Raw genomic sequence first — 25,741 nt, 5'->3', positions numbered from 1 at the left:
ATAACAACTTTTAAACCCTCAAATTAAATTTGAGGGTTTTTATTTTGATCTTCAAGTTCAGCTTGGCGTTTTGCAATTTCTGCAGCCTGCTTTTCCAGATCTTCTTTGTCTTTCTGCAGCTGTTTGAATTCTTTTTTCTTCTGTTCCGCTTTGATAGCGCTTCCCTTACTTAAATATCCTACCATTCCTCCAATGATAAGTCCTATCCCAACGCCTGCCATCACTCCCATGATGTGAGAGATTTTTATTTGTTCTACGGCAAAATCAGTCGTTAGATAGAAAAGTAATGCAGAAACAGCCAAAAGTATAAGTCCGGTAATTGATAAACTCTTCATAATATTGTGTTTAAGTGGTTGTATAAAAAAGCCTTACCAAATTTACTAAAAATTTAATAAGGCCTTACTCAAGATTAAAATTCTAATTATATTTTTCCTCCTGCAGCCTTATAGTATTCTAATGCTTTCGGAAGATCTTTGTTGATATCTGAAATTCTTGTTTCCGGATTCGGGTGGGTAGATAAGAACTCAGGTTGTCTTGATCCTGTAGATGCTGCCTCCATTCTGTTCCAGAAAGGAATTGCTGCTCTCGGATCATATCCTGCCATAGACATCAGGTAAAGCCCCATTTCATCAGCTTCAGATTCCTGACCTCTTCCGTATTTCAATAAAGCAACCTGTGAGCCGATAGGATATACCTTCTGGAAAACACTTGCCCATTGTGAATTTGAGATCGTTCCTCCCAGGATAGCCCCTCCGTACTGAGCAACCATTGCCTGAGAAATTCGTTCGTTTCCATGTCCTGCCAATGCGTGAGAAACCTCATGCCCCAATACTACAGCAAGACCATTATCGTCTTTGGTAACCGGTAATATTCCGGTGTATACAGCCACTTTGCCACCAGGCATACACCAGGCATTCAGCTCGCTGCTCTGCAAAAGATTGAATTCCCAGCTGTAAGTAGCAAGATCTGCTGATCTTCCTATACTCTGATAATATCTTTCTGCTGCGCTCTTAATTCTACTTCCTACATTTACCACTCTTTTTGCATCTGCTGTACCGGTAATCACTTTACCTTTAGACAATGTCGTTCTGTATTCCTGTGAAGACATTGTTAAAATTTCCGAATTGTTGGCCAGCTGTAAAGAAGACCTTCCTGTAATCGGGTTTGTAGTACAGGCAGCAGCCAACAGAGCAACAGCTCCCATTCCAAATAGATGTGTAACTTTCATAGTTTGAGTGTTAATAATTCAACCTTTACAATTTTTATTCCAAAATATTTCAGAAAGAATATATTTGCATACATTTTGCTATTTAAATGTAATAATTATTTCATTATGAAAAAGTATATTTCTTTACTGAGTATTTTTGGATTTCTGTTCTTTTTTCAAAGTTGTGCATCACAGGGTTCATTAGATCCGAAAATCGTGAACACCTTGGTAGATTCTCAGGAGTTCACCTTCCATGCAGAAAGAGCCAATCCTACGAATTATGATGTTATCAATGTCATGAATTCTATGCCTAATGCCACTGCAACAAGATTGCTTAATCTGAATGGAGATTATACAATTGATGTAACTAAAAATACACTGGACGTAGTATTACCTTACTTCGGAAGGGTATTCAACCCAAGCTATGGAAATGCAGGTGACAACAGCTACAGATTCACTTCAAAAGATTTTACTGTCAATAAAACTCAGAATAAAAAAGGAACCTGGACATTAAAGTTCAAGCCTAAGGATGTAAGAACCATAGATGAAGTCAATATTGAGATCTTTAAAAACGGTAAAGCTTTCGTTTCTATGAGAAGTAATGACAGACAACCCATTACTTATGACGGATATGTTTCTAAAACTGAGGTAAAACAGGAAAAAGAGAAACCTTAATCCCTGTTTTCGTTAGATAAAAATTTCTCTACAAATAATTTTGCTTCAGTACTTGGATTGGAAACCATAGCTGAAGCATTTTTTTTGTGCATGTGGTAAGCTTCTTCCACGGCATTGCTCTTTTTCATCAGGGACAAAATATATTCCTGAACCCAATATTCAAAGCGCTTTTCGGCCTGCTGAACACGAATTTCCTCAAACCGTCCTGTTTTCTTTTTCAGATCAATAAATTCAAAGATTTTATCATAGACATCCTGCAATCCTTCATTATAGAGGGCTGAACCCAATAAAACAGGGATTTTCCATCCTTTTTCTTTAGGAGGAATAAAATCCAGTGCTCTTTTTAATTCCAGTCTTGTATTTTTTGCTTTCTGAAGATTGTCCTTCTCTACTTTATTGATGAAAATGAGGTCTACCATTTCCATGATCCCACGTTTTATTCCCTGCAGCTCATCTCCTCCTCCAATGATTTTAAGGAATAAAAAAACATCAGTAATATCTGCTACAAGAACTTCCGACTGACCTACTCCCACTGTTTCAATCAAAATATAATCATAACCCGCAGCTTCGCAGATCATCATCGTTTCAAAAGTAGTATTGGCTACTCCACCCAGAAAACCTGAGCTTGGGGAAGGACGTATGAACGCATTTTCTTCTTTGGCCAGTTCTTCCATTCGGGTTTTATCACCTAAAATACTTCCTTTGTTGATCGCAGAACTCGGATCGATAGCTAAAACCGCAACTTTTTTGCCCTGAGCTATAACCAAACGTCCGAAGTTTTCTATAAAGGTGGATTTTCCAGCTCCGGGAACTCCCGTTACCCCTACCCTCAAGGAGTTTCCGGTAAAAGGCATGATCTTCTTTAAAAGTTCCTCTGCCTGTTGTCTGTGCTCTGCTTTTTTACTTTCAACCAATGTAATAGCTTTTGCAATCAGGCGTTTGTTTCCTGACTGTATTCCTTCTATTAGCTCTTCTGTAGAAAATTTCATTGATTCAAAATTAATAATTAAAATGCGAATGGTCAATAGCCGGCTCATAATGATCGGCAAAAGATTTACATTGACTTTATTTACAATTATCAATTTCTCATCAATTCAATTTTTATTTCTTCTAAATTAAAACTACAAAGCCCTGTATCAACAGGTTAAGGAATTTATTACATTTGTTATATATCAAAAGAAGAAACATGAAAAAACTCATCGCTGCGGCTTCGTTTACTGCTATCTTGCTGGTTTCCTGTACGCCAAAAGCTACTACATCTGCTGCTACTGCAGGAACTTCAACATCTACTGCAGAACAGATTGCTCAAGGGAAAACTATTTTTGAAAACTCTTGTGGAAGATGCCATAAACTCCCTGATCCTGCTTCACACAATCCTGTGCAATGGGTAGGTATTATGAATTCTATGGCTCCAAAGGCAAAACTAACGGATGAACAGCACCAATGGGTTTATGATTATATTGTTTCTGTGAAGAAGTAATCATTAAATAAAAATAGGTATGAAAAAATTCATTTTGAGCGGTATCGCAGCATCAGCGTTTCTGGTGTCATGCGGACCAAAAAGTGTGGCTGTAACAGGGCCAAAGTATACCTCATCTGAGCAATTGACACAAGGGAAGACCATTTTTGAAAATTCCTGTACAAAATGTCACAAGCTTCCAGAACCTACCAAGCATGACGACAAGGGATGGATCAACACGTTAAGCAGAATGGCTCCCAAGGCTAAACTGACTGATGACCAACATCAAATGGTGTATGATTATCTGATCTCTGTTAATAAAAATAAGCTTTCTAACGAAAGCTTATTTCTTTTAAGTGTAATCAAAAAAAGATTATTCTGCCTTTTTTATGGTTCTTGTTCTGGTAACTTTTCCTTTGACGAACTTTTCTCTGTCTTCAATGACTTCAAGTGCAGTGCGGCTGTAGGCAAATTTTTTAGCTTCTTTAAGAGTTGCCAAAGCTTGTTTGTACTCAAAGTTTCTTTCCTGCAAAAGAGACAGACAGTTCAGAATTTCAGATTTATCAATTCCTTTTATCTTTAAAGCAAATTCAATTAACTTTTCTGCTTCCTTGTAGTCTTCATTATTCAAAAGACATTCAATATAATACTTGGGAGTATTGATATTCCCGATGTTGTTCTGCATGGCTTCATCAAAGTATCTCTTTGCAGTTTCGTAGTCTTTCAATTCCTCCGAATATACTCTTCCCATCAGACAAAGGCTGTCTGCATCTTCAGGTTCATAAGACAAGGCATAGTTCAGCGCATCCATACATTCGGAAAGATTGAATGGAAAATAATCTAATGCTTCAAAATAATATTTACTCTTAGTTAAGGTCATTTTTGTAGTTTTTAAGGTCATTTTTCAAGGCATTCCTTTGTTTTTTGAATGTCTTGTCTTCGTAATTCTTTTTAAAATCTGTACCTGAAAATGTACGAACCGGATTTCCGCGTTCTATCTGCATCTGAAGAGACCATGTTTCTTTCAGCTTTCTTTCCAGTTGTTGAATATAAACCGCCATTACTTTTTCTTTTAATCTGATAACGGATAGTTTTTTATTTTCCAGCTGCGAACGGGAATCCTGCACAAAAACAGTTTCTCTGGTAGGAATATGAGTGGCACGCACAGCGGTATTCACCTTGTTTACATTTTGTCCTCCACTTCCCTGGCTTCTGGCAGTTTGGAAACGGATATCTTTTTCATTGAAATCAATCATTTTTAGATTTTCAAGTTCAAAAATCCCGATAAACCAATTGCTTCTTTTATGCAGTTTCCTGAATGTACTTTTTCCTATCCAGCAAACGCTTCCTAACCAGTTTTTTAAAAACAGAGTTACTCCTTCGCCTTTTAGAAGCACAGTCACCGATTTCAGTGTCAGGTTTTCATCCCCGTTCTCACGATGAATGATTTCGTATTCTATTGTATTTTGTTTTGCCTCTTCAAGAAAGGTCTTCAGAACCTTGGCTGCTACCCATTGGCATTCTAAAGGACCTCTTCCTGAAGTGATCTGTATTAATTTTTCCATTTTTTATGTCGGCATTTTGCTTAATAAAGGGTGTCCTACCGGATCTATTCCCTTTTGTAATAAATCTTTTGCAGCCATCACGGCCCAGCATTTGTCGCTGGAATGAATGTTTCTGTAAAATGAAAGTAAAACATCAGGCTTCACAACGGTAAAACCATTGGCTTCAATTGTTTCAAGATCATTTCTTTCAAAAAAGTCTATCGTAATTCTGTGGAATTTATCATGGTCCAATTCTACCGTTTTTTCATACCTGCGAAAGTTTTCCTCACTCGGCAGATGATCATATCGGGTCCAGACTTTCTGAAACCCTTCCTGCTGAAGAATGATTACGACTTCTGCTACATTTTCTTTCTTTACAAAAACATCAATATCCTTATGGTCATGAGCGTGTTTGTATTCCATATGTCCTGTTTCTGACATAAAATGCCATGCCCAGCCTCCTGATATAATGATTTTATCTTTTAATATATTTAAAATTTCGAGCCCAAACCGGATTCTGAATTCCGGCCAGACTTCACCGTATCTTTTTATGTTATGTGGTGCTCCCATTTTTTTGTTTTTTTAAATTGAATATTTTAAACCTTATCGATTTTAAAACATTTCCTTATTAAACCTTATAGGTTTTTGAAACCTATAAGGTTATAAAGTATTACACTAGCTATTTATCCATTCTCACAATTCTTGGCTGGAATGTTCCCAGAATATCTACCAGCTCACTCTGTGCATTCATCACTTCATTGATGTTTTTGTAGGCCATAGGTGCTTCTTCTGCATTTCCGCCTATAAGCGTGACGTTTTTCAATTTCAGTTCTTTTTTGATATCATGCTGAGTGAAAAGGTTTCTGCATTCTCCTCTGGAATGCGCTCTTCCCGCACCATGTGATGCTGAATTCAGAGACTCTGGATTTCCTTTTCCACGAACGATAAAACCTTTTGCTGTCATAGATCCGGGAATCATTCCCAATTCATTTTCATTAGCAGGAGTTGCTCCTTTACGGTGAACAATCACTTCTTTTCCGTTATGAATTTCTTTCCAGGCAAAGTTGTGATGGTTTTCAATTCTGGCTTTTACTCTTCCACCGACTGCTTTTACCAGTCTTCTGTGAATATCATTGTGACAGGCTGAAGCATAATCTCCTGCAAGATTCATCGCTGTCCAGTATTCCAGTCCGAGATGGGTATTAAGATCCAGCCAGGCGAAGTTTTGCGCTTCCTTTGGTAGCGGACACTGATCTGTTGCTGCTCTTGAGTAATACTGTGCAATCTCTGCTCCTAGCCCTCTAGAGCCACTATGAGAAAGGATTCCAAGATATTTTCCTTTTGGCAGACCAATCTGTTTGTCTTCTTCGGTAATTTCTACTTCTCCGAATTCCACAAAGTGATTTCCTCCGCCTGAGGATCCCATCTGTTTGATTGCTTTTCCTTTTAATCTTCTTAAGATCGGGATCATATCGAATGTATCTCTGTCGAAAATTTCGTGATCTATGTGAGATTTATGCGTTTCATACATTCCGAATTTTGTATGTTCGGCAAGCGCTTTTTCGTATTTATCTCTTGCTCCTTCAAGATATGAAACCGGTGTATCCAAAATACTGAGGCTCATTCTACAGCCAATATCCATTCCTACTCCATAAGGGATCACTGCATTTTCCACCGCCAGAACTCCACCGATCGGAAGCCCGTACCCGCTATGGGCGTCAGGCATTAATGCTCCCTGAGTAGAAATAGGCAGTTTCAAACCAGTGTATAACTGATTTTTTGCCTCTTCTGAAATGTTATTTCCAAAAATCTGAAATGAAGCACGCTGTGAATTCAACATTCTTTTTTCTGTTTTTTTGGATGAAAGCAGGGTTTCTGCGATTTGTCCGAAGGTGAGATCTTTTTCAAAATTCTCCGGATTCAGCAGGATTTCCTTTAAAAGAGATTTTACGTGATCAATATTTTTGGTTGCAAAATTTCTTTTCATGACTTCCAATGCTACGTTTACGCTTTGGTTATTTGGATAGCCGAGTTTTAATATATCTTTTCCTTTTAGTTTTAAATTTCCCATTGTTTTTGTTTTAAATAACAGTTGGACCTATAAGTCCTGTAAGCTTTCTGCAAACTCTGTTGCAGACATTGTGCAGGAAGCATATTTCCTGCTTTTGATAAGTTCTCTTTGATACCTTTCTTTCCATGGATTGGGTTTATATAAATTAATTTTATGCATAATCCCTATCACCTTATACTGTTCCAAATAGGAATCCAGCGCTGCATTTTCTTTTTCCAGCTCCAGATCCAAGGGTTTGTAATGGGTAATCATATTGGGTTTTACCCTCAGGGTAAATCTCCATGGCTCGGTAAATATGTAGTAGGTTCCGAATATTTTACGGACAGGACAGTAGTCTTCCTTCTTTTCAAAGTATTGTCTTTCTCTGTCGGTAAGTTCTAATTTTGGATAATCCCAGGAAAATGAAGTAATATATCTGAGCTTCTGTTCTCTTTCTACATATATCTTTCTTCCAAACTTTCTTTTCTTTTTTAGAAATTTTCGGTTTTCAGAATACATATAGGTATTTATCTTCTTTAAAATTCCTTCAAAAAATCTCCATCCTTAGATTGTTTTACATCATCCCTTACTACAAAAAATCTTACAAATCCTTTTTGATAGGGTCTATCTAATGGAATCAGTGGAAGATTTCTTCTTATTTTCCAAAGTTCTCTACTACGTTTGTATTTTGTTCTTATCTGCTTTTCTACATCTTTTCTAATTGTTCTTTTCCTGCTTCTCACGCTTCTCAGGCGGGAAAACAGAAGATTATCATTTTCCATTGTTAACAGAAGTCTGATGTGAGATAGTAGAAGTTCTTTATTTTATCTCACACAACTTTTAATCAACTAAAACATTAGTTGAATGGATTAATAATAGACAGTAACGGTTTTGAGGAGTATACCTCATCCTATTTTGTCGTTTATGACACTAAAAAAGATTTCGGGGAAACTTGAAGTTTGAAATATTGCGCAATAAAAAACCCGAAATCTCTGCGACTTCGGGTTTTGATATTGTATTGTACTATTATTCTAAGAATGTACCAAACCGCGAAGCCTTACCACCATAAGGGGTAATCCAACTGTAGAATTCTGTTTTGTTCTGAACATTGCTTCGTCGTTTTTTATTGGTTAAACTTGATTTTCAGGTGCAAATATATAAATTTTTCTGATAATCAAAATATTTTTTTCACTTCAGGTGAATAATACTGAGAAAAATGGCATCAATAACTTTGGTCATTCGTTTCGTATCCAATGTTTCCAACGTATCGGTGGTTTCGTGATAATTTTTGTTTCTGAAAAAGGAGGTATCGGTGATCATCAGGGCGGAATACTCAAATTTCCAATAGTTAAGATGATCCGAATAATCGGTTCCTGATATGAATTTTGGTGCTGTAAATGTTTCTGTTTTTATTTGATTGGCTTCTTTAAAATTTCCGCTGAAATTATTAACAAATTTCCCGGCTCCGAATTTTTTGACCAGAGTAATAAAATCTCCTTTATCTCCATATATCCAGGAAAGAAGACCTAGAGGAAAGCTCTGAGAACCTTTTTCATCCCGGAAATAACCAATCATTTCTACGCTTGCCATTCCATACACATCAATATTCTTGTCTTTTAAGTATTTTGCATGGATGTAGCTTCCCATATTTTCGGTTCTGAAATAAGGTGGTTCTTCCAGTGTGTAGGCAACAAGATCTACTCTATAGTTCAGCTTCTGTCCTTTAAGCATTCTTGCCAGCTCCAAAAGAGCCGTAACTCCGGTTGCGTTATCATCTGCACCCTGCTGGTCCCCACAGACGTCATAATGCGCCCCTATAATAATTCGCTTCTTATTCTCTGTTCCAAAGGAGGAGATCACGTTTTTATATATTTTCCCATCAACTTTATATTCCTGGAAAGAAGTGCTGTCACTGTAAGCAGCAAAAGTCTGATGAATATAGTCTGCTACTGCGTTCAGCTGGTCTATATTTTTATGATTCCGGAACTGCGGTGTTTGGGTAAGTGCTGTTAAATGCTTTTTTACCCAACCCGTATCTGCGTGTATTGGAGAGGTTTGTACTGATGTATTTTTCTTTCCGGAAGCCAGCAGAAAAACACCTGCAATAACAAATAAGCCGACAAGAAAAAGCAGTTTTTTCTTTGTCGGCTTTATTATATTTTTCAGACTCATAGTGTATGCTTTTAATCTCTATGCTGAAATTAAAGCTTTTCTGTTTATTTTTCTAAAAATCTTTCTAAAATTTCTACGGCACATTTCGGAAGGTTGGTTCCCGGACCGAAAATAAAGTCAGCACCATTAGCATACAGGAATTCATAATCCTGCTGTGGAATTACTCCTCCTACAACAATGGTAATATCATCCGCTCCCAGTTTAGCTAATTCTTCCACTACCTGTGGAACTAGTGTTTTGTGACCTGCAGCCAATGAGGATACTCCTAAAATGTGAATATCATTTTCTACAGCCTGCTTAGCTACTTCTTCGGGAGTCTGGAACAATGGAGCTACATCCACATCAAATCCCATATCGGCAAATGCTGTTGCTACTACTTTTGCTCCTCTGTCGTGACCATCCTGGCCCATTTTAGCCACCATTAGTCTTGGACGGCGTCCTTCTTCTTCTTCAAATTTCTGAGTCAGATTAAGGGCTTTTTCAAAGTATTCGTTTTTACCGGCATTCATTGCGTATACACCAGAAATTGTTCTAATATTTGCTTTATATCTTCCAAAGGTTTCTTCCATAGCATCACTCATCTCGCCAAGAGTAACTCTTCTTCTCGCGGCTTCGATACATAGTGCCAGAAGGTTTCCTTTTCCTGTTTTTGCACTTTCGCGGATTTCATTCAGGATCTGCTCAACGGCATCAGCATTTCTTTCTGCTTTTATCGTTTTCAGTCTTTCGATCTGTTTTCTGCGGACTTCTGTATTATCAATATCTAAGATCTCTATTGCATCCTGTTTCAATGAGGATTTGAATGAGTTCACACCAATAATGAATTCTTCTCCACTATCGATCTTAGCCTGTTTTTTAGCGGCAGCTTCTTCAATTCTCATTTTAGGAATTCCGGCTTCAATTGCTTTCGTCATTCCTCCTTCCTGTTCTACCTCATTGATATACCTCATCGCTTCTTCAATCATTTGCTGAGTAAGGCTTTCTACCAGGCTACTTCCTCCCATTGGATCTACCACATCACATATTCCGCTTTCCTGCTGAAGAATGATCTGTGTATTTCTTGCAATTTTTGCTGAATAATCTGTAGGAAGGGCAATGGCTTCATCCAGTGCATTGGTATGAAGAGACTGTGTGCCTCCTAGAGCCGAAGATAGAGCTTCAATGGCTGTTCTTGTAATATTATTGAAAGGTTCCTGCTCTGTCAAAGACCATCCGGAGGTCTGAGAATGGGTTCTTAATGCCAGAGATTTTGGATTCTGAGGATTAAACTGTTTTAAAAGTGTTGCCCAAATATACCTTGCAGCACGCATTTTAGCAATTTCCATGAAATGATTCATCCCAATTGCCCAGAAGAAGGATAATCTGGGAGCAAAATCATCTACTTTCATTCCGGCTTTGATTCCTGTTCTTACATATTCCAGACCATCTGCTAATGTGTAAGCCATTTCCAGTACTGGCGTAGCACCTGCTTCCTGCATATGGTATCCGGAAATAGAAATAGAGTTGAATTTTGGAATGTTCTGCGAGGTATATTCAAAAATATCTGCAATGATCTTCATCGAAGGTGCAGGTGGATAGATATAGGTATTTCTTACCATGAATTCCTTCAGAATATCATTTTGGATTGTTCCTGAAAGCTGATCTTGTTTCACCCCCTGCTCTTCTGCTGCAACGATGTAGAAAGACAAAATAGGAAGTACTGCACCATTCATCGTCATCGATACGGAAATCTGATCCAATGGAATTTCATTGAAAAGAATTTTCATATCTTCTATCGAGTCAATGGCAACTCCTGCTTTTCCTACGTCCCCCACCACTCTTGTGTGATCTGAATCATATCCTCTGTGAGTCGCCAAGTCGAATGCTACAGAAAGTCCTTTCTGACCGGCAGCAAGATTTCTTCTGTAAAAAGCATTGGATTCTTCAGCAGTAGAGAATCCGGCATACTGACGGATTGTCCATGGTTTCTGAACATACATGGTGGAATACGGTCCTCTCAGATACGGTTCAATTCCTGGAGAAGTCTGCGTTAATGATTTATCTTTTACATCTTTTTTCTCATAGGATGATTTAAGTTCAAGCCCATCTTTTTCAAAATTGTAAATCTCTCTTTCCTGAGGTGATACACTAAAATCAGGTTTTTTCACAGAAATTGTCTTTCGCATTCCAATTATTTTTGTCTGCGTAAAGTTAATTTTTTTGAGCGAAACATGAAACTTCTGTTAACGTTCTGTTTTTCTAAGTTTTAGCAAAAGAAAAAGGCCGGGCAAATGCCCGGCCTTTCTTATTGGTATATCGTCTGCTTATTTTTTGATAAGCTTCGTATTGTAAGTATTTTTGTCATCTTTTATCGTGATCACATACATCCCTTTGATTAATGAAGCAACATTAATTCTTTGTCCATCAATCTGTCCTTCCTGAGCTAATCTTCCGTCAGCAGTATAGATTTTATAATCTGCTTTTCCTTTCAGATTTTTTACTTCTACGAAAGTATCTGCCGGGTTCGGGTAAATAGAAATTTCAGATGATTTTACATCTTTTGTCTCGTTTACAGCAAGGGTTTCTGTAATTTTTACAGGTAGATCCATAATTCCTCCTGCACCTGCAGCAAGTTCACCACATGTATCTACTAAATCTGAATTCCCAAATTTAGAAACAATTCTCATTCTTAATGTTTTACCTCCTGCATAAGCAGTATCTGGTACTGTAAAGTTTACGGCTGCTCCAACAGCACTATTTACAGAAACATTACTACTTCCTAATCCATAAATTCTTTCAGATGTTTCAAACAATCCGTTTCTATTATAATCAATCCATGCATTAATTCTTATAGGTCGTGATGCCAAACCAGAATAATTACTTGAAATTACAGTTCTAAGATCTAAGCTATATTGAGTTCCTTTTACGAGGTTAAGGGTCATAGCAGGGTTTTCGCTAAGATCTTTATACCCTCTATAAGAACCATCTGTTTGAATTACTGTTCCATTCAATGACACCTGATATACTGTTCCATAGTCAGTAATTCCTGTGTTTAATATACAATAATCAATACCTGTTTTTAAACCATTCGTTTTAAATGTGTAATTATTGGAGAATGTTCCAGGCACAGTATTTACTACAGCCGCAACCTGTACTTCATAATTTGTTTCATCTTCAAGACCTGTTAATACAACTGAACTCGTTGGGCTTGTTGCATTTGACCAGCTTGAAGCACCTTGTTTTCTATAGTTAACAGAATACGTTGCTCCAGGTACACTATTCCAAGATACTCTTGCTGTTGTCTTGAATACTTCTGTGCTTATTGTCGCAAGTCCGGTTGGAGCGGCAGTTGTAGAAGTAGGTGCATCTGCAACAGTAACAGCAGGAGAAACTGCATAGAAAACGTTACCAATTGCTGATACTCTCAACTTGATTGGTGTCGTAATAGTATTTGGCATCTGCACAGTGAAGCTACCTGTATTAGGTGTAGAAGCTACTAAGTCTGTCCAGGTTGCTCCATTATCAGCAGTATAATCAATCTTTACGTTAGGTGAGTTATAAGGAGCTGTATTTGTATTAGCAACCTCCCACTGAATAACATTAGCAGCATTTTTATATAGAACTGATGATGCAGTAATTCCGTTAAATTTGAAAGGTCCATCATTACCAATGACTGTAGCTATTTCTAAAGAAGACAGCATTGGCCTTTGTGCATTTTGATCTCTTACACTTACTGCATAATTTACAGTTCTAGGAATGTAAGATACCGTTTCCCAATTTGGGTTTGGATTATTTGCGGCATCCGTTTTATTGGTAAGAATTCCGTTCATTACTAAAGGAAGACTTGGGAAATATCTTCTCCCACTGCTTGTTCCGAAACGAGATCTTGTTAAAGCTCCCTGTGTGTTATACCCCCAACCACTGTCACCAGAGATTGTAGCCAAACCACTTACACTATCGTTTTGCTCCCATGTATAATTAATTGCATCTCCTTCTGCATCTGTAGCTGTTGCATCAAGATAATAAGCTGTACCTTTAGGAACAGTATATGAAGTAAGAGCCCCTATAACAGGCGGTGTATTTGCAATTGTTTCTGAAGTACCACAAGTTAGTTTTCCTTCCAGACTTGTTAAAATCTGGTCTATAGATTTATAATGGAAGTATGCATCCGAAGACATTTGAACATTGTCACTTGTTATTCCGGCATATCCCATAATTGTAGTTCCTCCTCCTGGTTCTACATTAGCTCCTGATGCTTCAGATTTATTAGAAAAAGTGTGATTACCTCCCAGCTGATGTCCCATTTCGTGAGCCACATAATCTATATCAAAAGAATCTCCTACCGGGTTTGTATTCTGAGTAAAAGCAGATCCTTTTGCCAACGTTGTATTAGTTGCAGGGTCAACACATGTAGATCCAATAGATCCTGCATTTCCATTACCTCCGGCTGCATTGAATACATGCCCCATATCATAAGCAGCATTTCCAACCTGGCTTGTTAAGGTTTGCTGAAGTTGTAGGTTTAAATTATTTGTATAAGGATCGGATGTAGAATCTGTAAAGATAATAGCCGGAAGATCCAGAACAATAAGTTTAATGGCAAAGTCTTTCTGGAAAACACCATTTACACGAGTCATTGTTGCATTCATTTGAATAACCGTATTGGTTATCCCTCCTGCTGGATCAAATTTCTTTGTATATTCTCCTGTAGTAGATAGAGCTAATCTATAAGTTCTGAATTTTGTACTTGCAGGTCTATTTGTAATACCTACATTAGAAAGATTTTTTTTCCCGTTGAACTCTAATGACTTTATATCTTTAAAGTTGTTCTCTTCTGTTGTACATTCAAAACCGTGCTCTCCCTCTGTTCTCTTGGTTTTATAAAAAACACCATAAACCTGCTTATCTGTAGTAATAGGCTCAATAAACTCGAATTTTCCGTCTTTGATAATCATCGACTGCATTTCAGTAGGTGCAGTACTAAATCTTACATATTTTCCAGGGTCATCTACTCCTACTCCCACATAAGAACCTAGCTGATATCTGTCTGCCATAGATTTTTCCACAACAGGATCGCTATAGACAGCAAATTTTTCAATTTTTCCTTCTGCTGTAGGTAGAGATACAATAACAGCCTGAGCTCCTTTGCCTGTTTCTACAGCATCTTTTAAAATATTTCTAAGAGATTTCAAATCAAATCTATAAGAATACTTTACTTCTACTTCTTTTCTGATCTGAGACGTTTTTTGTGAGGCTGGCTCCCACCTCTGAGCATTAACACTGGACAACCCAGCAGCTAATGCACAAACCAATAAAATTCTTTTTTTCATAATTACACAGTTAATTTAGAATTAATAAACTTTTAATATCCGCCATAAAAATAAGAATAATAACCATAGCCACATAAAAAAAACAGCCAATTTTAAATAAAATCAGCTGTTTCCTTAAATAATATACTTTTTTAGAGTTATTTCTTTATTCCCATCTCATACAAAGCAAATGATATAAGATCTGCATTCTCGCTAATCACCTGATCTGTTGCTCTTCCGGCACCATGACCTGCATTCTTTTCAATTCTCAAAAGAATAGGGTTTTTACATGTCTGTTTTTCCTGAAGTTCTGCTCCAAATTTGAATGAATGTGCCGGAACTACTCTGTCATCATGATCACTGGTGATGATCATTGTTGATGGATAGCATGTTCCTGCTTTTACATTGTGTACAGGAGAATATGATTTAAGATATTCGAACATTTCTTTACTGTCTTCTGCTGTACCGTAGTCATAAGACCATCCTGCTCCGGCTGTAAACTTATTATATCTCAGCATATCCAGAACTCCTACTCCCGGGAAAGCTACTCTTGCCAGATCCGGACGCATTGTCATGGTTGCTCCTACCAGCAATCCTCCATTGGATCTTCCTGAAAGTGCCATGTATTCTTTTGAAGTATATCCTTTGCTCTGAAGATATTCTCCGGCAGCAATAAAGTCTTCAAAAACATTTTTCTTCTGCTGTTTTGTTCCTGCATCGTGCCATTTCTTTCCATATTCACCTCCACCGCGAATGTTTGGAACGGCATAGATACCTCCATTTTCCATCCAGATAGCATTCACTACAGAGAATGATGGCTGCAGGCTAATGTTGAAACCTCCGTAAGAGTATAGAATAGTAGGGTTTTTACCATCAAGCTTAGTTCCTTTCTTATAATTGATCATCATAGGAACTTTTGTACCGTCTTTTGAAGTATAGAATACCTGTTCTGAAACATAATCATCCGGATTAAACTTCACTTTTGGTTTTTGATATACTTCAGATTTACCTGAGTCTGCATTGAATTTATAAGTGGTTCCCGGTGTAATATAATTACTGAAAGAAAAGTAAACATCTTTCTCCTTCTCTTTTCCTCCGAATCCTGATATATTTCCTTTACCAGGAAGTGTAATTTCTCTAACCAGTTTTCCAGCTTTATCAAACTGTTTTACCTGATCTATGGCATCAATCATATAGGTGGCAAAGAAATATCCTCCACCGGAAGAAATTCCCAATACATTTTCAGTCTGTGGAATTACGTCCTTCCATGTTGCAGGAGCAGGATTACTGATCGTCGTTTTTACAAGACGCATATTTGGTGCATCTTTATCCGTAAAAATGAAAAGATTATCTCCCTCTGTGTCTACAATGTTTGCATTGACATCAAATCCGCTTACAATCTGTACAAAGTCTCCACCTTTTTTAAGATCTTTTATATATAATTCATTACCATTTGTAGCATTAGCAGCAGAAATGATAAGGTATCTCTGGTCTTCAGAAACTCCGGCTCCCAGATATCTTCTTGGTGTTTTATCTCCTCCGAAGATCAGCTTATCCTCAGACTGTTTTGTTCCCAGTTTATGAAAATAGACCTTATGTTTATCTGTCATTCCGGAAAGTACTGTCCCTTCTTTCGGCTTATCGTAGCTTGAATAATAGAACCCTTCATCTCCCTGCCATGAAATTCCACTGAATTTCACATCCAGCAAAGTCTCATCAATCTGCTTTTTGGTAACTGCATCGATGATGATAATCTTGTTCCAGTCGCTTCCTCCTTCAGAGATAGAATAAGCGGCAAGGTTTCCTTTTTTATTGAAAGACAGATTAGAAAGTGAAGTTGTTCCTTTTTCTGAGAATTTATTAGGGTCTAAAAATACTTCTGTGGCATTCGTCTTGTTGTTTGTTCTGTACAAAACAGACTGTGCCTGCAAACCATCATTTTTGTAATAATAGGTATAATCTCCTTCTTTGAAGGGTGCTGAAATTTTCTCATAGTTCCAGATGTCCTTCAGCTGACTTTTGATTTTATCTCTGAAAGGAATTTTTGAAAGATAGTTCTGACTGTAAGCAACTTCTTCATCCACCCATTTTTTGGTCGCTTCAGAATCATTTTCAAGGTCTCTGAAAGGGTCAGAAACTGCGCTTCCGAAATAAGTATCGGTCTGGCTTCCTTTTAATGCTTTAGGATAATTCATTTTCTGAGAATAAAAAGATGCTGAAAATAATACTCCAGCTGTTAACAATATAGGTTTAAAATTCATACTGATCGGTTTTTCTCAAAAATACGCAAAGTATATGAAATAAAAAAAGTCCCAATAAATTGAGACTTGTATGTTTTACTAGAGTATTTTTCGACTATTCACTAGCACCGAAACTTTCAAAATAGAAATCGGTAAGGTTGGTAACAATCTCATCGGGACTTCCGTTCCAATAGTATATTTTATAACCTTCTTTAAGCTCGTATAGATTAAAGTTCTGATCTGTGGTTACAGTTTTATCAGCATTTTTAAAATCCTGAACTGCCTGAGTCAGGTATTTTTTCAGATCTTCCACTTTTATTTTTTTCAGATCACCTTTTGGCCCGGAGGTCAGTTTTGATGGAACCAGGAAGCTTACAGAATATGTTATTTCTGCAATCTTTTGCCCTTCAACGTATTCATTAGGAACTACTTTTACATCTTTAATGGTAAGTTTTCCTTTTTTAAAATTATCAAACATGGCTCTGAAATAGTCTTCAGCTTCTTTTTTACATGCTGAACCTGTAGCTTTAGGAAAAGCCGACAAAAAATTCTCTACACTGCCATTCATCACTTCTTGTGAAGTTTCTTTGAAGTTCACCTGATAAGCATCCTGGCCTTCTACTGTAGGTTTTAAATAATCATTAAGCTTTTTCAAAGTTTCTTCATCATTGCTCACGAAAGTACCAAAGAACAGTTCAAAGGCTTCTTTAGGTTTCTTTACTTCAGTCTGCGCGAAAAGTTGCTGTCCCATCATGGTAAGCATCAGCAGCAAAATAATTTTGTAGGTTTTCATAGTATATTTTATGTTTAGTTATTTGAAAAGACAAAGCCCCTGAAGAATCAGAGGCTTTATTTTTATGTTTTCTAATCTTAGTAATTTTCTTCTTCTCCCTTCATTTTCTCAGCATTTTCTGCCATGATTACTGCATCAATCATTTCAGAAATATCTCCGTTCATGTAGGCATCAAGGTTATACATAGACTTGTTGATTCTGTGATCAGTAACTCTACCTTGTGGGTAATTGTACGTTTTAATTTTTGCAGAACGGTCTCCTGTAGATACCATAGATTTACGTTGTGCTGCGATATCTCCCTGCACTTTCTGTAATTCTATATCGTATAATTTTGTTCTTAGCATTTCCATTGCCAATTCACGGTTAGCCAACTGAGAACGAGCCTGTTGACATACCACTACCAGCCCTGAAGGTTTGTGGGTAAGCTGAACTTTAGTTTCAACCTTGTTTACGTTCTGACCTCCAGCACCTCCTGAACGGGAAGTCTGCATTTCAATATCGGCAGGATTCAATTCAAAATCTACTTCTTCTGCTTCCGGAAGAACAGCAATTGTGATTGCGGACGTATGAACTCTTCCTTGAGATTCTGTTTCAGGGACACGTTGTACACGGTGAACTCCTGATTCAAATTTCATGATTCCGTAAACGCCTTCTCCTTCTACTTTCATGATCAGTTCCTTGTAGCCTTTCGCCGCTTCGTTGGAATCTGTAACTTCATGTCTCCATCCTTTGGTTTTGAAATACATGCTGTACATTCTGTAGATATCTTCTACGAAAATAGCCGCCTCATCACCCCCTGTTCCGGCACGTAATTCTACGATGATGTTTTTATCATCTGCAGGATCTTTAGGAATAAGCAATACTTTCAGCTCTTCTTCCAATCCAGGAATTTTAGCCTGAGCTTCTAATTTCTCTTCTTTAGCAAGATCTACTAAGTCTCTGTCTGATCCATCAGCAATGATTTCTTCAGACTCTTCAATGCTGTCAAGGGCACCTTTGTACTGATCGTAAACTCTTACAATTTTTCCCAAATCACTATATTCTTTGTTCAAAGAAGAATATTTTTTTTGGTCTGAAATGATATCAGGCTGTATAATAAGGTCTGCAACCTCATTATATCTTTGTTTTATAGCTTCTAATTTTGGAATTAATGATTTAGACATTGTAGAAATTTTGTGGGTGCAAAGATAAGAATTATTAATTCAAAATTAAAATTCCGAATCAGCATAAATTTTTGAGCATTAGGGATAAAGGGAGTAAAATAGCAAAAATGCCCAATTACAAATTTGTTTATCAGGATTTATATGAGATTAAAACCGCTTCTAAGATCCTTTGGAGAGCCTTCTGTCCAGCAAATATAAAAAAATTCCAACTGCGATAATTCCCAGTCCTATCAAGCTTTCTTTAGGATTATGAATAAATGTAAAGTAGAGAATATAAATACTAAACAGGAGAAAAACAGCAGGAAAAATATGGAAAGCGTTAGACTTAAAAATTTTTCTGTCTTTTTTCTTCAGAAAGAATACGGTAGAAATAGCCAGACTTGCAAAAAGCTGTAAAATAAAAGCCGTGTACACGAAAATTTCTTTAAAGCTTCCTGTCAGAATAATAATGGCCGCAATCACTGCATGCGCAAAAATAGCCCTTACCGGAATTCCTTTTTCATTGCCTGCGGATAATGGTTTCCAAAAATAGGTGTGTTTTGCAAAAACCTGCGTCAATCTAGATCCTACCCACAGGTATCCGCTTATGGTTGCAACCAGTTGTAGCGCGATAAAAATATTAACAATTTTTCCGAAGGTGGGTCCCAGCATATTGACCGCTGCCTCTCCCATCACGTCTTCTTTTCCTGCCAATTGACTCACAGAAGCATGTTTCAGCATAATATAATTCACCAAAATATAGCTTACTGTCACGAAAACAGTTCCTATAATGAGTGATTTGGGAAGGTTTTTCTGAACATCTTTTATTTCCCCAGCAATATAAGAAGCTGAATTCCAACCGGTGTAGGAATAGGTGACAAAAACAAGAGAAGTGGCAAAAGCCGGAAGCATGATCTCGTTTTTCCAGTTGTCACTGAAGTTCAGACTATTTCCAATCTGTGGTGAATCTGAAAGCCCAACTCCAAGAATAACCAGTACAATAATGAAGGTTATTTTGATGAAAGTAAAAAAGTTATGAAATCTGCTAGACGTTTTCAGGCTAAATGACAACGCAATCGCAACCAGGAAAATGGCTGCAATCGCAAAACCATTTCCAAAAGAATAATCAAATACAGAAAGGTATTTTGACATTGCCAATGCTGCAAGGGCCACAGGAGAAGAAAATCCAATAATCAAAGAAACCCAGCTTATCAGGTACCCGAACAACGGATGATAGGTTTCTTTAAGATAGATAAAATCGCCTCCGTTTCCTTTAAAATGTGAGCCTAGTTCGGCATAGCAAAAAGCTCCGAACAAAGCGAGAATCCCTCCGATACCCCACAGCAGGAAAATACTGTAGGTATTGGTAATATCGGATAGCTGAAATCCCAGGGTGGTAAAAATCCCTGTTCCGATCATATTGGAAACGACGATGGCTGCGGCTGTTTTCCAGCCAATCTGATGTGAGGTAGTACTCATTTAATGATTAAAAATTAAAATTAAGCCTTCCGAAGAAATAATTCCCCAGCGTTCCCATCTGAACCGGTGCATATTTGAATACTCCATAGTATGAATTTTCATAAATCTGGCGATCCGGGAAGACATCAAAAACATTATTGGCTCCAACGGTAAAGTTGATACTTTTTGAGACATCATATCCAACGCTGAAGTCGGTCACTACTTTTGGAGAGAACTCCTGAACTCCGCCAAATGGATAACCATCTCTTATTACTTTGCCAAAATAGGTATTTCTTACGAGAAAATTGAACTTCCCGATTCCATAATTTAATCCTAATGATGCTTTTGTTTTTGGTGATAATGTTTCAATGATATTAATCTGATCCGGACCAAAGAATTCATTCTGAGGGGTTCCTAAGTTTTCCGGAAAATGGAAATCTGTAATTTTTGTTTCTGTATAGTTTCCGGCAAGATTCATATTTAATTTTCCGTTACCGAGAATCCAGTCGTAAGAAACAACCACATCTACTCCTTTGGTTTCTGTATCAACAGCATTGGCAAAGAATCTTCCGCTTTCTACCATAAACTGGGCCAGCCTTGGATCTGTAATATTGCTGGTGATTACAATTCTGTCCTTCACTTTAATCCAATATCCATCTACGGAAATAGATAATTTATTCAAAGGGTGAAGGGTAAATCCTGCACTTGCGTTGACAGAAGTTTCCTGTTTGAGTTTATCAAATCCCAGGATTCTCGCTGCATCGCTATCATTTCTGAAAATTCCTTTGGTTACAATTCCCGAACCAGAAGTCGAAATATCTGCATAAGAATTATTAAAATACTGCTGCTGAAGTGAAGGCGCTCTGAATCCTGTTCCCACTGCTGCTCTTACTGCATAATTTTTTACAAATTCATATCGTACAGCGAGTTTTCCATTCAATGTATTTCCAAAATCTGAGTAATTTTCAAATCTTGCAGCGGCATCAATATTCAGCTTTTTATCTAAATCATAGGAAACATCTGCGTATACTGCGGTCGAATGTCTGTCCTTCGTCAATGCATTATTGGGAGAAAACCCGATAAAAGACTGTGATCCGCCCGCACCAAGCACTGTAGAACCTTCAGCAGCCACATTTCCATTGATGTCATATTGGGTGTAAGAAGCCTCATCACCAGCCTTGATCTGGTATTGTTCAAATCTGAATTCTCCTCCGAATGCGATATTGAACCGCTTTATATTTTTAGAAACATCAAGATTAACGGTATTTTGAAGGAAACTATGAGCTCCTGCATAAAAACGGGCTGGCGATTTTGCCCCAAGAGAAGCATTATTGGTATTGCTTACATTATAATTGAAAGTATTGCTTCCGAACGTATTACTCAGGTCAAATAGCCAGTCATTGACATTATATTTTGCGCCTACAGCATAAGAGACATCATACACCTGAGATCCAAGACTTGCCTGAAAACCGTTTGGGTAAATGGATGAAACGACATTAGATGTTTCGCTTGGAAGTCTTCTGAAGCCAAATCCTTTTCCTTCTTTGATACTGAAACCTCCGAAAGAATACAGTTTAAAATTATCATTAAAAGGATATTCTGCATTGAAAAACAGCTGTCCCTGTCTAATCTGGGCATCTCCGATCTGGAAATTGAAGTCGTCACGTGTCAATCCTCGCTCTTTAATTTTTGCATCATCTGCAGCTCTTGCGGCTTCGGGATCATTTGCAAACGCATACGCAAAATTATCTCCGAAAATATCTAAATCATGATTTTGAGTTCTTGTTGTTTTTCCTCTATGGCTTAATTGTAGTGAAAGATTGATATAGCCGTCTTTCTTTCCTAATGAAGTTCCGTAATTGGCTCCGGCCTGATAAGTGTCGCCATCATTTCTTCCGGTTACTCCATAAGTAAGACTTGCTGATGCTCCGGCATTTTTTTTAAGAATAATATTGATCACTCCGGCGATGGCATCGGAACCATATTGTGCAGCAGCTCCGTCTCTTAGGACTTCTATTCTATCAATTGCAATGATGGGAATTGTCCCAAGATCTGTTCCTACAGAGCCATTTCCTACGGTATTCTGATAGTTGACTAACGATGTAGAATGCCTTCTTTTTCCGTTTAATAATACCAAAATCGATCTGGTCCCATTCCTCTTAAGGACACGGGATCAATATGTTCTGTACCGTCAGAAGCAGACTGCCTCACTGCATTGAATGATGGGATCACATAGTTCAGAAGATCCTGAGCAGTCATTTGTGGAGAGCTTCTCTGGATCTTGTCAATATTAATAACGTCTACAGGAACCGTTGTCTCAAGTTTTGTTCTTTTGACATTTCGGTTTCCGACAATGATAATGTCTTCGATTTGTTTTCCTTTCTCCTCATTCTCCTGAGCAGCTACCAAAATTATACTCAGCAAAAATACCGCTGTACTTAATTTTTTCATTTTTGTTCTTGCCAATTAATAATAACATTCCTGCGAACCTTTTCGCAGATAAACAAGACTTCAAGAAATGGAATTCATATAAGAATATTGACTTCACTTATCTCCCCTTCCGGGTTGGAATTAGCACCTTTGCACTTTTTGAATTGTACAGGTTGCTAAGGTTTCTTTGGGCCAAATCCCTCCACCTTTCTTGATAAATCTACCGCAAAAGTAGACTATTTTTTTCAATATACAAAAAAGGCAAATCAGCTATTCTGCCAATCTGCCTTTTTGTTTTACTTAACAATCATCTTTTGAATTGCGATTCCTGTTTCTGATTTTAATTGAACCAGATAAGTTCCTGGCGGATAATTGATTTTGGTTTCAAAAGTCCCATTTTCTTTATCAATTTTGAATGAGTCCAGCTTTTTACCGGTCATGTCGAAAAATAAAATTTCTCCGTTTTTTGCTTTGTTAAAAATTAATTTTGCGATCCCATTTTGTATTGGATTATTAACAATCTGAAGAGATAATTTATTAGCTGCATGAGTATCCGTTGTGGATAAAGCGCCTGCGTAATTTCCGAAAATCCTGAATTCTCCAGGCTGTAAAGTTATCGGAGCAGTTGTTGAAGCTATATTGGAAACACTGTCATCCATCAGATTCTGCCATTGACCTGTGTAAGGAAAGTAAGGAACAACATTTTGTGCAGAAGTAGTATAATTAGCCAATACCACCACATTCTTTATTCCGGTAGTAATGGTTGTATCGTAGAGATAAATCCTGGTGATCAGGCCATCAGGATCATTCGTAAGATTATTGGATTCTATACTGTACGTTTTAGATTTGAAAATCTGATGGGTGTTTCTGATATTGAGTATTTTAGCCCATGTGTCGTACACTGCTTTTCTGTTTGCATTGGTATCATATCCCAGCGTAAATGCAACGGGTTTCTCATCTGTTCTGCATCCGCTGTTGATTGTACCGTCCGCACATCTGTTGATACTGAATTCGTATCCTAATTCTCCAAACTGCCAGATCATTTTCGGACCGGGAATAGTGAAAAATGTAGCTCCGAAGGTTTTCATTCTTTCAAGAGCCGTATTCAGATTTTTAACACTATAACCTCCATTGACGGCACCATATTCAAGGTTTTTAAACATGAGTCTTTCCTCATCATGACTTTCTCCATATCCCACAGCACTCATATTGGTAAAGCCATGAAGACTGTGATTCATACGGTCATAATTGCTGTTTTCCTTATATCCCATGGTATTTTGATTATAGGGATCGGTTTGCTTATTCCAAAGCATAACACCTTTTCCTTCTGCTATTCTGTAATTGGCCCACTGCTGTTCTTCTGCATCTGTTCCCAGGTGTTCGAAGATCATATAAGAATTGGGATCAATAGCCCACTGTCTGTCTGCATAATGTTTCATAATGTCAACTCTGTCTTGCTGATAAGCATTGGTACAGGCTTCATCATTTTCGGAACAGTTTTGAGTGAATCCTTTCGTTAAATCCCAACGAAATCCATCGATGCGGTATTCTGTCAACCATTGCTGAAGGCATCTTTCAACGTAATATTGAGTTGAAGAACTTGTATGATTAAAATCGTTAAACACATTATAAGAGTGTTTGGGAACCTGATTGAAATAAGGGTTATCCGGAGCAACATTTCCGTAGCCATCTCCATCAGGATCTATATTCCAAAGTCTTACCAAAGGTGAGCGTCCTGTTGCATGATTAAAGGCGACATCTAAAATCACCGCAATCCCGTTTTGGTGGCACAGATCTACAAATTCTTTGAATTTTTCAGGAGTTCCATACGCTTTATCCAATGCATAATGGAAGGAAGTATTGTAACCCCAGGAAAGATTTCCATCAAATTCCATGATGGGAAGCAGTTCTATAGCATTGATCTTTAAATTCTTCAAATAAGAAATCTTGTTGATCAGTGACTGCCAGTTTTTTTCCTGAGTAAAGTCTCTTAGTAATAATTCATATACGATCAGATCTTCTTTCGCAGGTCTTTGAAAATTGGTTACCTGCCAGTTATAAGCGGTTTGTCCTGTTTTAAATGTAGAAACTTCAAAGCCCTGTCCTGCAGGGAATACAGGTAGATTTGGATAGGTAGAAGCCGAAATCCATGGGTCGTCGTAAGAAGATAAAATCTGTGGTGAATAAGGGTCTGCCACTTTTCTTAAATCATTGGTTCTGTATTGAAAAGAATATAATTGCTGAGGAGTCAGTACGCTGAGTTCAATCCAGTAAAGGTCAGGATTTGTGGTATCTTTTTTCATCAAATAGGCATCATTCACAGCCCAATTGTTAAAACTGCCGATAACATGCACAAAGTTTTTACCGGGAGCATACAATGCAAGCCCTACTTTGGTCTGATCTGTAGGATGATAATTAATCCCCTGTCTGATCCAGCCCGGAACTGCCTGAGACACTACATTTCTCGGAGTCTGCAGAATAAATACAGCATTTTTGGAATTGGATCCCTGTGTTGCTGTAAGCTCCATATTAGCATCTTCCGAAACCGTATAAGTATAAGAATAAGCTTGTGAAGGAGCTGGGGCTGAATTCACAACAACTCCATTGGCTTTTAACTGGAAAGTAGTATTAGCATTGGTCGTTGCTGTAATATTGATGGAATTTCCTGCCGGGACTGAGGTAAGACTATTTGCCAGCGGGTTTGTAAGGGTTAAGCTTAAAGTACCCACGTTTACAAATATATCCGGTGAGGTCTGATGTGATCCTGTTTTATCTTTTAATAAAAAACCAAACCTTCCGATTCCTGTTCTTCCGAAAAAAGAAGTCGGAGTAAAAGCCAGGGAATAGGTATCTGTGGCTGCATTATAATTCAGTTTATTCAGGTCATTGGAATCGCCCCAGCTGCCATTGGTGGGGCAGTTCTGACTGTTCTGATAATTGGTATCAAAAGACCATGACCAGATATAAACAGCATTGTTGGAAATACCCCAGGCAGATTCATCAATCTGATCCCCGGGAATTGTAAGCGTAACAGCATCGGTTTCGTTGAATGGATTGGGCGTAATAGTATAGTTGATCTGCCCGAAACCGGCCATGGTAATCAACAGAAAAACAACGGAATAAAATTTTTTCATTATCATATTTTTTATCGAATATAATATTATTTTTTATTCATCAACATTATTTTGATCTGATATTTCATTTTAATGGGAAAAACAAATAAGAAAAAGGCTCATGAAAATTTCATGAGCCTCCCAATAAAAGTAATTGTAATGAACTATTT

General features: G+C 37.6%; 20 protein-coding genes, 1 pseudogene and 1 riboswitch. Of the genes and pseudogenes, 2 read left to right on the top strand and 19 right to left on the bottom strand.

The genetic code is table 11. The annotated features are described in order from the left end of the window. Positions 1-23 precede the first annotated feature (23 nt). Together LF886_RS02655 and LF886_RS02650 are read right to left on the bottom strand one after the other, a co-directional pair. Complete coding sequence (locus tag LF886_RS02655; protein WP_236852595.1) at positions 24-335, bottom strand: hypothetical protein; 312 nt, start codon at positions 333-335, stop codon at positions 24-26. Positions 336-421: 86 nt separating this feature from the next. Continuing rightward, positions 422-1,228: a M48 family metallopeptidase gene (locus LF886_RS02650; protein ID WP_103232225.1), complete on the bottom strand. Its 807-nt coding sequence runs from the start codon at positions 1,226-1,228 to the stop codon at positions 422-424. Positions 1,229-1,333: 105 nt separating this feature from the next. Between LF886_RS02650 and LF886_RS02645 the strand changes: the two genes are divergently transcribed. Further along, complete coding sequence (locus tag LF886_RS02645) at positions 1,334-1,882, top strand: DUF4251 domain-containing protein (protein ID WP_236852593.1); 549 nt, start codon at positions 1,334-1,336, stop codon at positions 1,880-1,882. On the opposite strand, the gene meaB is transcribed toward LF886_RS02645, so the two are convergent. Further along, on the bottom strand, positions 1,879-2,871 hold the full coding sequence (meaB, locus tag LF886_RS02640; protein ID WP_103232223.1) for a methylmalonyl Co-A mutase-associated GTPase MeaB: 993 nt from the start codon (positions 2,869-2,871) through the stop codon (positions 1,879-1,881). The genes LF886_RS02645 and meaB overlap by 4 nt on opposite strands. Positions 2,872-3,068: 197 nt before the next feature. Between meaB and LF886_RS02635 the strand changes: the two genes are divergently transcribed. Next, positions 3,069-3,362, top strand: coding sequence for a c-type cytochrome (locus tag LF886_RS02635; protein ID WP_103232222.1), 294 nt, complete (start codon positions 3,069-3,071; stop codon positions 3,360-3,362). A gap of 352 nt (positions 3,363-3,714) precedes the next feature. Here LF886_RS02635 and LF886_RS02630 read toward each other — a convergent pair whose 3' ends face one another. From LF886_RS02630 to LF886_RS02555, 16 genes and pseudogenes are all read right to left on the bottom strand, one after another. Then, positions 3,715-4,221: a tetratricopeptide repeat protein gene (locus LF886_RS02630; protein ID WP_236852591.1), complete on the bottom strand. Its 507-nt coding sequence runs from the start codon at positions 4,219-4,221 to the stop codon at positions 3,715-3,717. Continuing rightward, a complete protein-coding gene (gene prfH / locus LF886_RS02625) occupies positions 4,208-4,906 on the bottom strand; it encodes a peptide chain release factor H (RefSeq protein WP_236852589.1) in 699 nt (232 codons plus the stop codon). The genes LF886_RS02630 and prfH overlap by 14 nt, the downstream gene beginning before the upstream one ends. A gap of 3 nt (positions 4,907-4,909) precedes the next feature. Next, positions 4,910-5,455, bottom strand: coding sequence for a nucleotidyltransferase family protein (locus tag LF886_RS02620; RefSeq protein WP_236852588.1), 546 nt, complete (start codon positions 5,453-5,455; stop codon positions 4,910-4,912). 109 nt (positions 5,456-5,564) lie between these two features. Further along, on the bottom strand, positions 5,565-6,956 hold the full coding sequence (locus LF886_RS02615; RefSeq protein WP_236852586.1) for an RtcB family protein: 1,392 nt from the start codon (positions 6,954-6,956) through the stop codon (positions 5,565-5,567). Between the two features lie 27 nt (positions 6,957-6,983). After that, positions 6,984-7,454, bottom strand: coding sequence for a hypothetical protein (locus LF886_RS02610; protein ID WP_236852584.1), 471 nt, complete (start codon positions 7,452-7,454; stop codon positions 6,984-6,986). Between the two features lie 17 nt (positions 7,455-7,471). After that, positions 7,472-7,717: a hypothetical protein gene (locus tag LF886_RS02605; RefSeq protein ID WP_236852582.1), complete on the bottom strand. Its 246-nt coding sequence runs from the start codon at positions 7,715-7,717 to the stop codon at positions 7,472-7,474. A 406-nt stretch (positions 7,718-8,123) separates the two neighbouring features. Further along, positions 8,124-9,107: a M28 family peptidase gene (locus tag LF886_RS02600; RefSeq protein WP_236852581.1), complete on the bottom strand. Its 984-nt coding sequence runs from the start codon at positions 9,105-9,107 to the stop codon at positions 8,124-8,126. 44 nt (positions 9,108-9,151) lie between these two features. After that, the gene (gene scpA, locus LF886_RS02595) at positions 9,152-11,272 is read right to left on the bottom strand and encodes a methylmalonyl-CoA mutase (RefSeq protein ID WP_236852579.1); all 2,121 of its coding nucleotides are present in this window, start codon (positions 11,270-11,272) and stop codon (positions 9,152-9,154) included. Between the two features lie 138 nt (positions 11,273-11,410). Then, on the bottom strand, positions 11,411-14,416 hold the full coding sequence (locus LF886_RS02590; protein ID WP_236852577.1) for a reprolysin-like metallopeptidase: 3,006 nt from the start codon (positions 14,414-14,416) through the stop codon (positions 11,411-11,413). A gap of 137 nt (positions 14,417-14,553) precedes the next feature. Then, a complete protein-coding gene (locus LF886_RS02585; protein ID WP_410685357.1) occupies positions 14,554-16,656 on the bottom strand; it encodes a prolyl oligopeptidase family serine peptidase in 2,103 nt (700 codons plus the stop codon). 94 nt (positions 16,657-16,750) lie between these two features. Then, positions 16,751-17,428: a hypothetical protein gene (locus LF886_RS02580; RefSeq protein WP_236852575.1), complete on the bottom strand. Its 678-nt coding sequence runs from the start codon at positions 17,426-17,428 to the stop codon at positions 16,751-16,753. 77 nt (positions 17,429-17,505) lie between these two features. Further along, on the bottom strand, positions 17,506-18,591 hold the full coding sequence (prfA, locus tag LF886_RS02575) for a peptide chain release factor 1 (RefSeq protein WP_103232213.1): 1,086 nt from the start codon (positions 18,589-18,591) through the stop codon (positions 17,506-17,508). A 159-nt stretch (positions 18,592-18,750) separates the two neighbouring features. After that, positions 18,751-20,049, bottom strand: coding sequence for an APC family permease (locus tag LF886_RS02570; RefSeq protein ID WP_236852574.1), 1,299 nt, complete (start codon positions 20,047-20,049; stop codon positions 18,751-18,753). Between the two features lie 7 nt (positions 20,050-20,056). Next, positions 20,057-21,472 (bottom strand): TonB-dependent receptor plug domain-containing protein, encoded by a 1,416-nt coding sequence (locus tag LF886_RS02565; protein WP_410685623.1) that lies wholly within the window; start codon positions 21,470-21,472, stop codon positions 20,057-20,059. Between the two features lie 573 nt (positions 21,473-22,045). Beyond that, a pseudogene (locus tag LF886_RS02560) lies at positions 22,046-22,479 on the bottom strand (TonB-dependent receptor plug domain-containing protein); the annotation flags it as partial. 94 nt (positions 22,480-22,573) lie between these two features. Beyond that, positions 22,574-22,679: riboswitch (SAM riboswitch) on the bottom strand. Between the two features lie 75 nt (positions 22,680-22,754). Then, positions 22,755-25,592 carry an alpha-amylase family glycosyl hydrolase gene (locus tag LF886_RS02555; RefSeq protein WP_236852572.1) on the bottom strand — a complete coding sequence of 946 codons (2,838 nt, stop codon included), beginning with the start codon at positions 25,590-25,592 and terminating at the stop codon, positions 22,755-22,757. Between the last annotated feature and the right edge of the window lie 149 nt (positions 25,593-25,741).

This window comes from Chryseobacterium sp. MEBOG07, from assembly GCF_021869745.1.
Lineage (GTDB): Bacteria > Bacteroidota > Bacteroidia > Flavobacteriales > Weeksellaceae > Chryseobacterium > Chryseobacterium viscerum.
The sequence above is the reverse complement of the archived record's forward strand: the minus strand, read 5'-3'. Positions and strand labels throughout refer to the sequence as shown.

Coding starts and splice junctions, on each gene's coding strand:
- LF886_RS02655 (WP_236852595.1), bottom strand. CDS start 335: ATGAAGAGTTTATCAATTACCGGACTTATACTTTTGGCTGTTTCTGCA.
- LF886_RS02650 (WP_103232225.1), bottom strand. CDS start 1,228: ATGAAAGTTACACATCTATTTGGAATGGGAGCTGTTGCTCTGTTGGCT.
- LF886_RS02645 (WP_236852593.1), top strand. CDS start 1,334: ATGAAAAAGTATATTTCTTTACTGAGTATTTTTGGATTTCTGTTCTTT.
- meaB (WP_103232223.1), bottom strand. CDS start 2,871: ATGAAATTTTCTACAGAAGAGCTAATAGAAGGAATACAGTCAGGAAAC.
- LF886_RS02635 (WP_103232222.1), top strand. CDS start 3,069: ATGAAAAAACTCATCGCTGCGGCTTCGTTTACTGCTATCTTGCTGGTT.
- LF886_RS02630 (WP_236852591.1), bottom strand. CDS start 4,221: ATGACCTTAACTAAGAGTAAATATTATTTTGAAGCATTAGATTATTTT.
- prfH (WP_236852589.1), bottom strand. CDS start 4,906: ATGGAAAAATTAATACAGATCACTTCAGGAAGAGGTCCTTTAGAATGC.
- LF886_RS02620 (WP_236852588.1), bottom strand. CDS start 5,455: ATGGGAGCACCACATAACATAAAAAGATACGGTGAAGTCTGGCCGGAA.
- LF886_RS02615 (WP_236852586.1), bottom strand. CDS start 6,956: ATGGGAAATTTAAAACTAAAAGGAAAAGATATATTAAAACTCGGCTAT.
- LF886_RS02610 (WP_236852584.1), bottom strand. CDS start 7,454: ATGTATTCTGAAAACCGAAAATTTCTAAAAAAGAAAAGAAAGTTTGGA.
- LF886_RS02605 (WP_236852582.1), bottom strand. CDS start 7,717: ATGGAAAATGATAATCTTCTGTTTTCCCGCCTGAGAAGCGTGAGAAGC.
- LF886_RS02600 (WP_236852581.1), bottom strand. CDS start 9,107: ATGAGTCTGAAAAATATAATAAAGCCGACAAAGAAAAAACTGCTTTTT.
- scpA (WP_236852579.1), bottom strand. CDS start 11,272: ATGCGAAAGACAATTTCTGTGAAAAAACCTGATTTTAGTGTATCACCT.
- LF886_RS02590 (WP_236852577.1), bottom strand. CDS start 14,416: ATGAAAAAAAGAATTTTATTGGTTTGTGCATTAGCTGCTGGGTTGTCC.
- LF886_RS02585 (WP_410685357.1), bottom strand. CDS start 16,656: ATGAATTTTAAACCTATATTGTTAACAGCTGGAGTATTATTTTCAGCA.
- LF886_RS02580 (WP_236852575.1), bottom strand. CDS start 17,428: ATGAAAACCTACAAAATTATTTTGCTGCTGATGCTTACCATGATGGGA.
- prfA (WP_103232213.1), bottom strand. CDS start 18,591: ATGTCTAAATCATTAATTCCAAAATTAGAAGCTATAAAACAAAGATAT.
- LF886_RS02570 (WP_236852574.1), bottom strand. CDS start 20,049: ATGAGTACTACCTCACATCAGATTGGCTGGAAAACAGCCGCAGCCATC.
- LF886_RS02555 (WP_236852572.1), bottom strand. CDS start 25,592: ATGAAAAAATTTTATTCCGTTGTTTTTCTGTTGATTACCATGGCCGGT.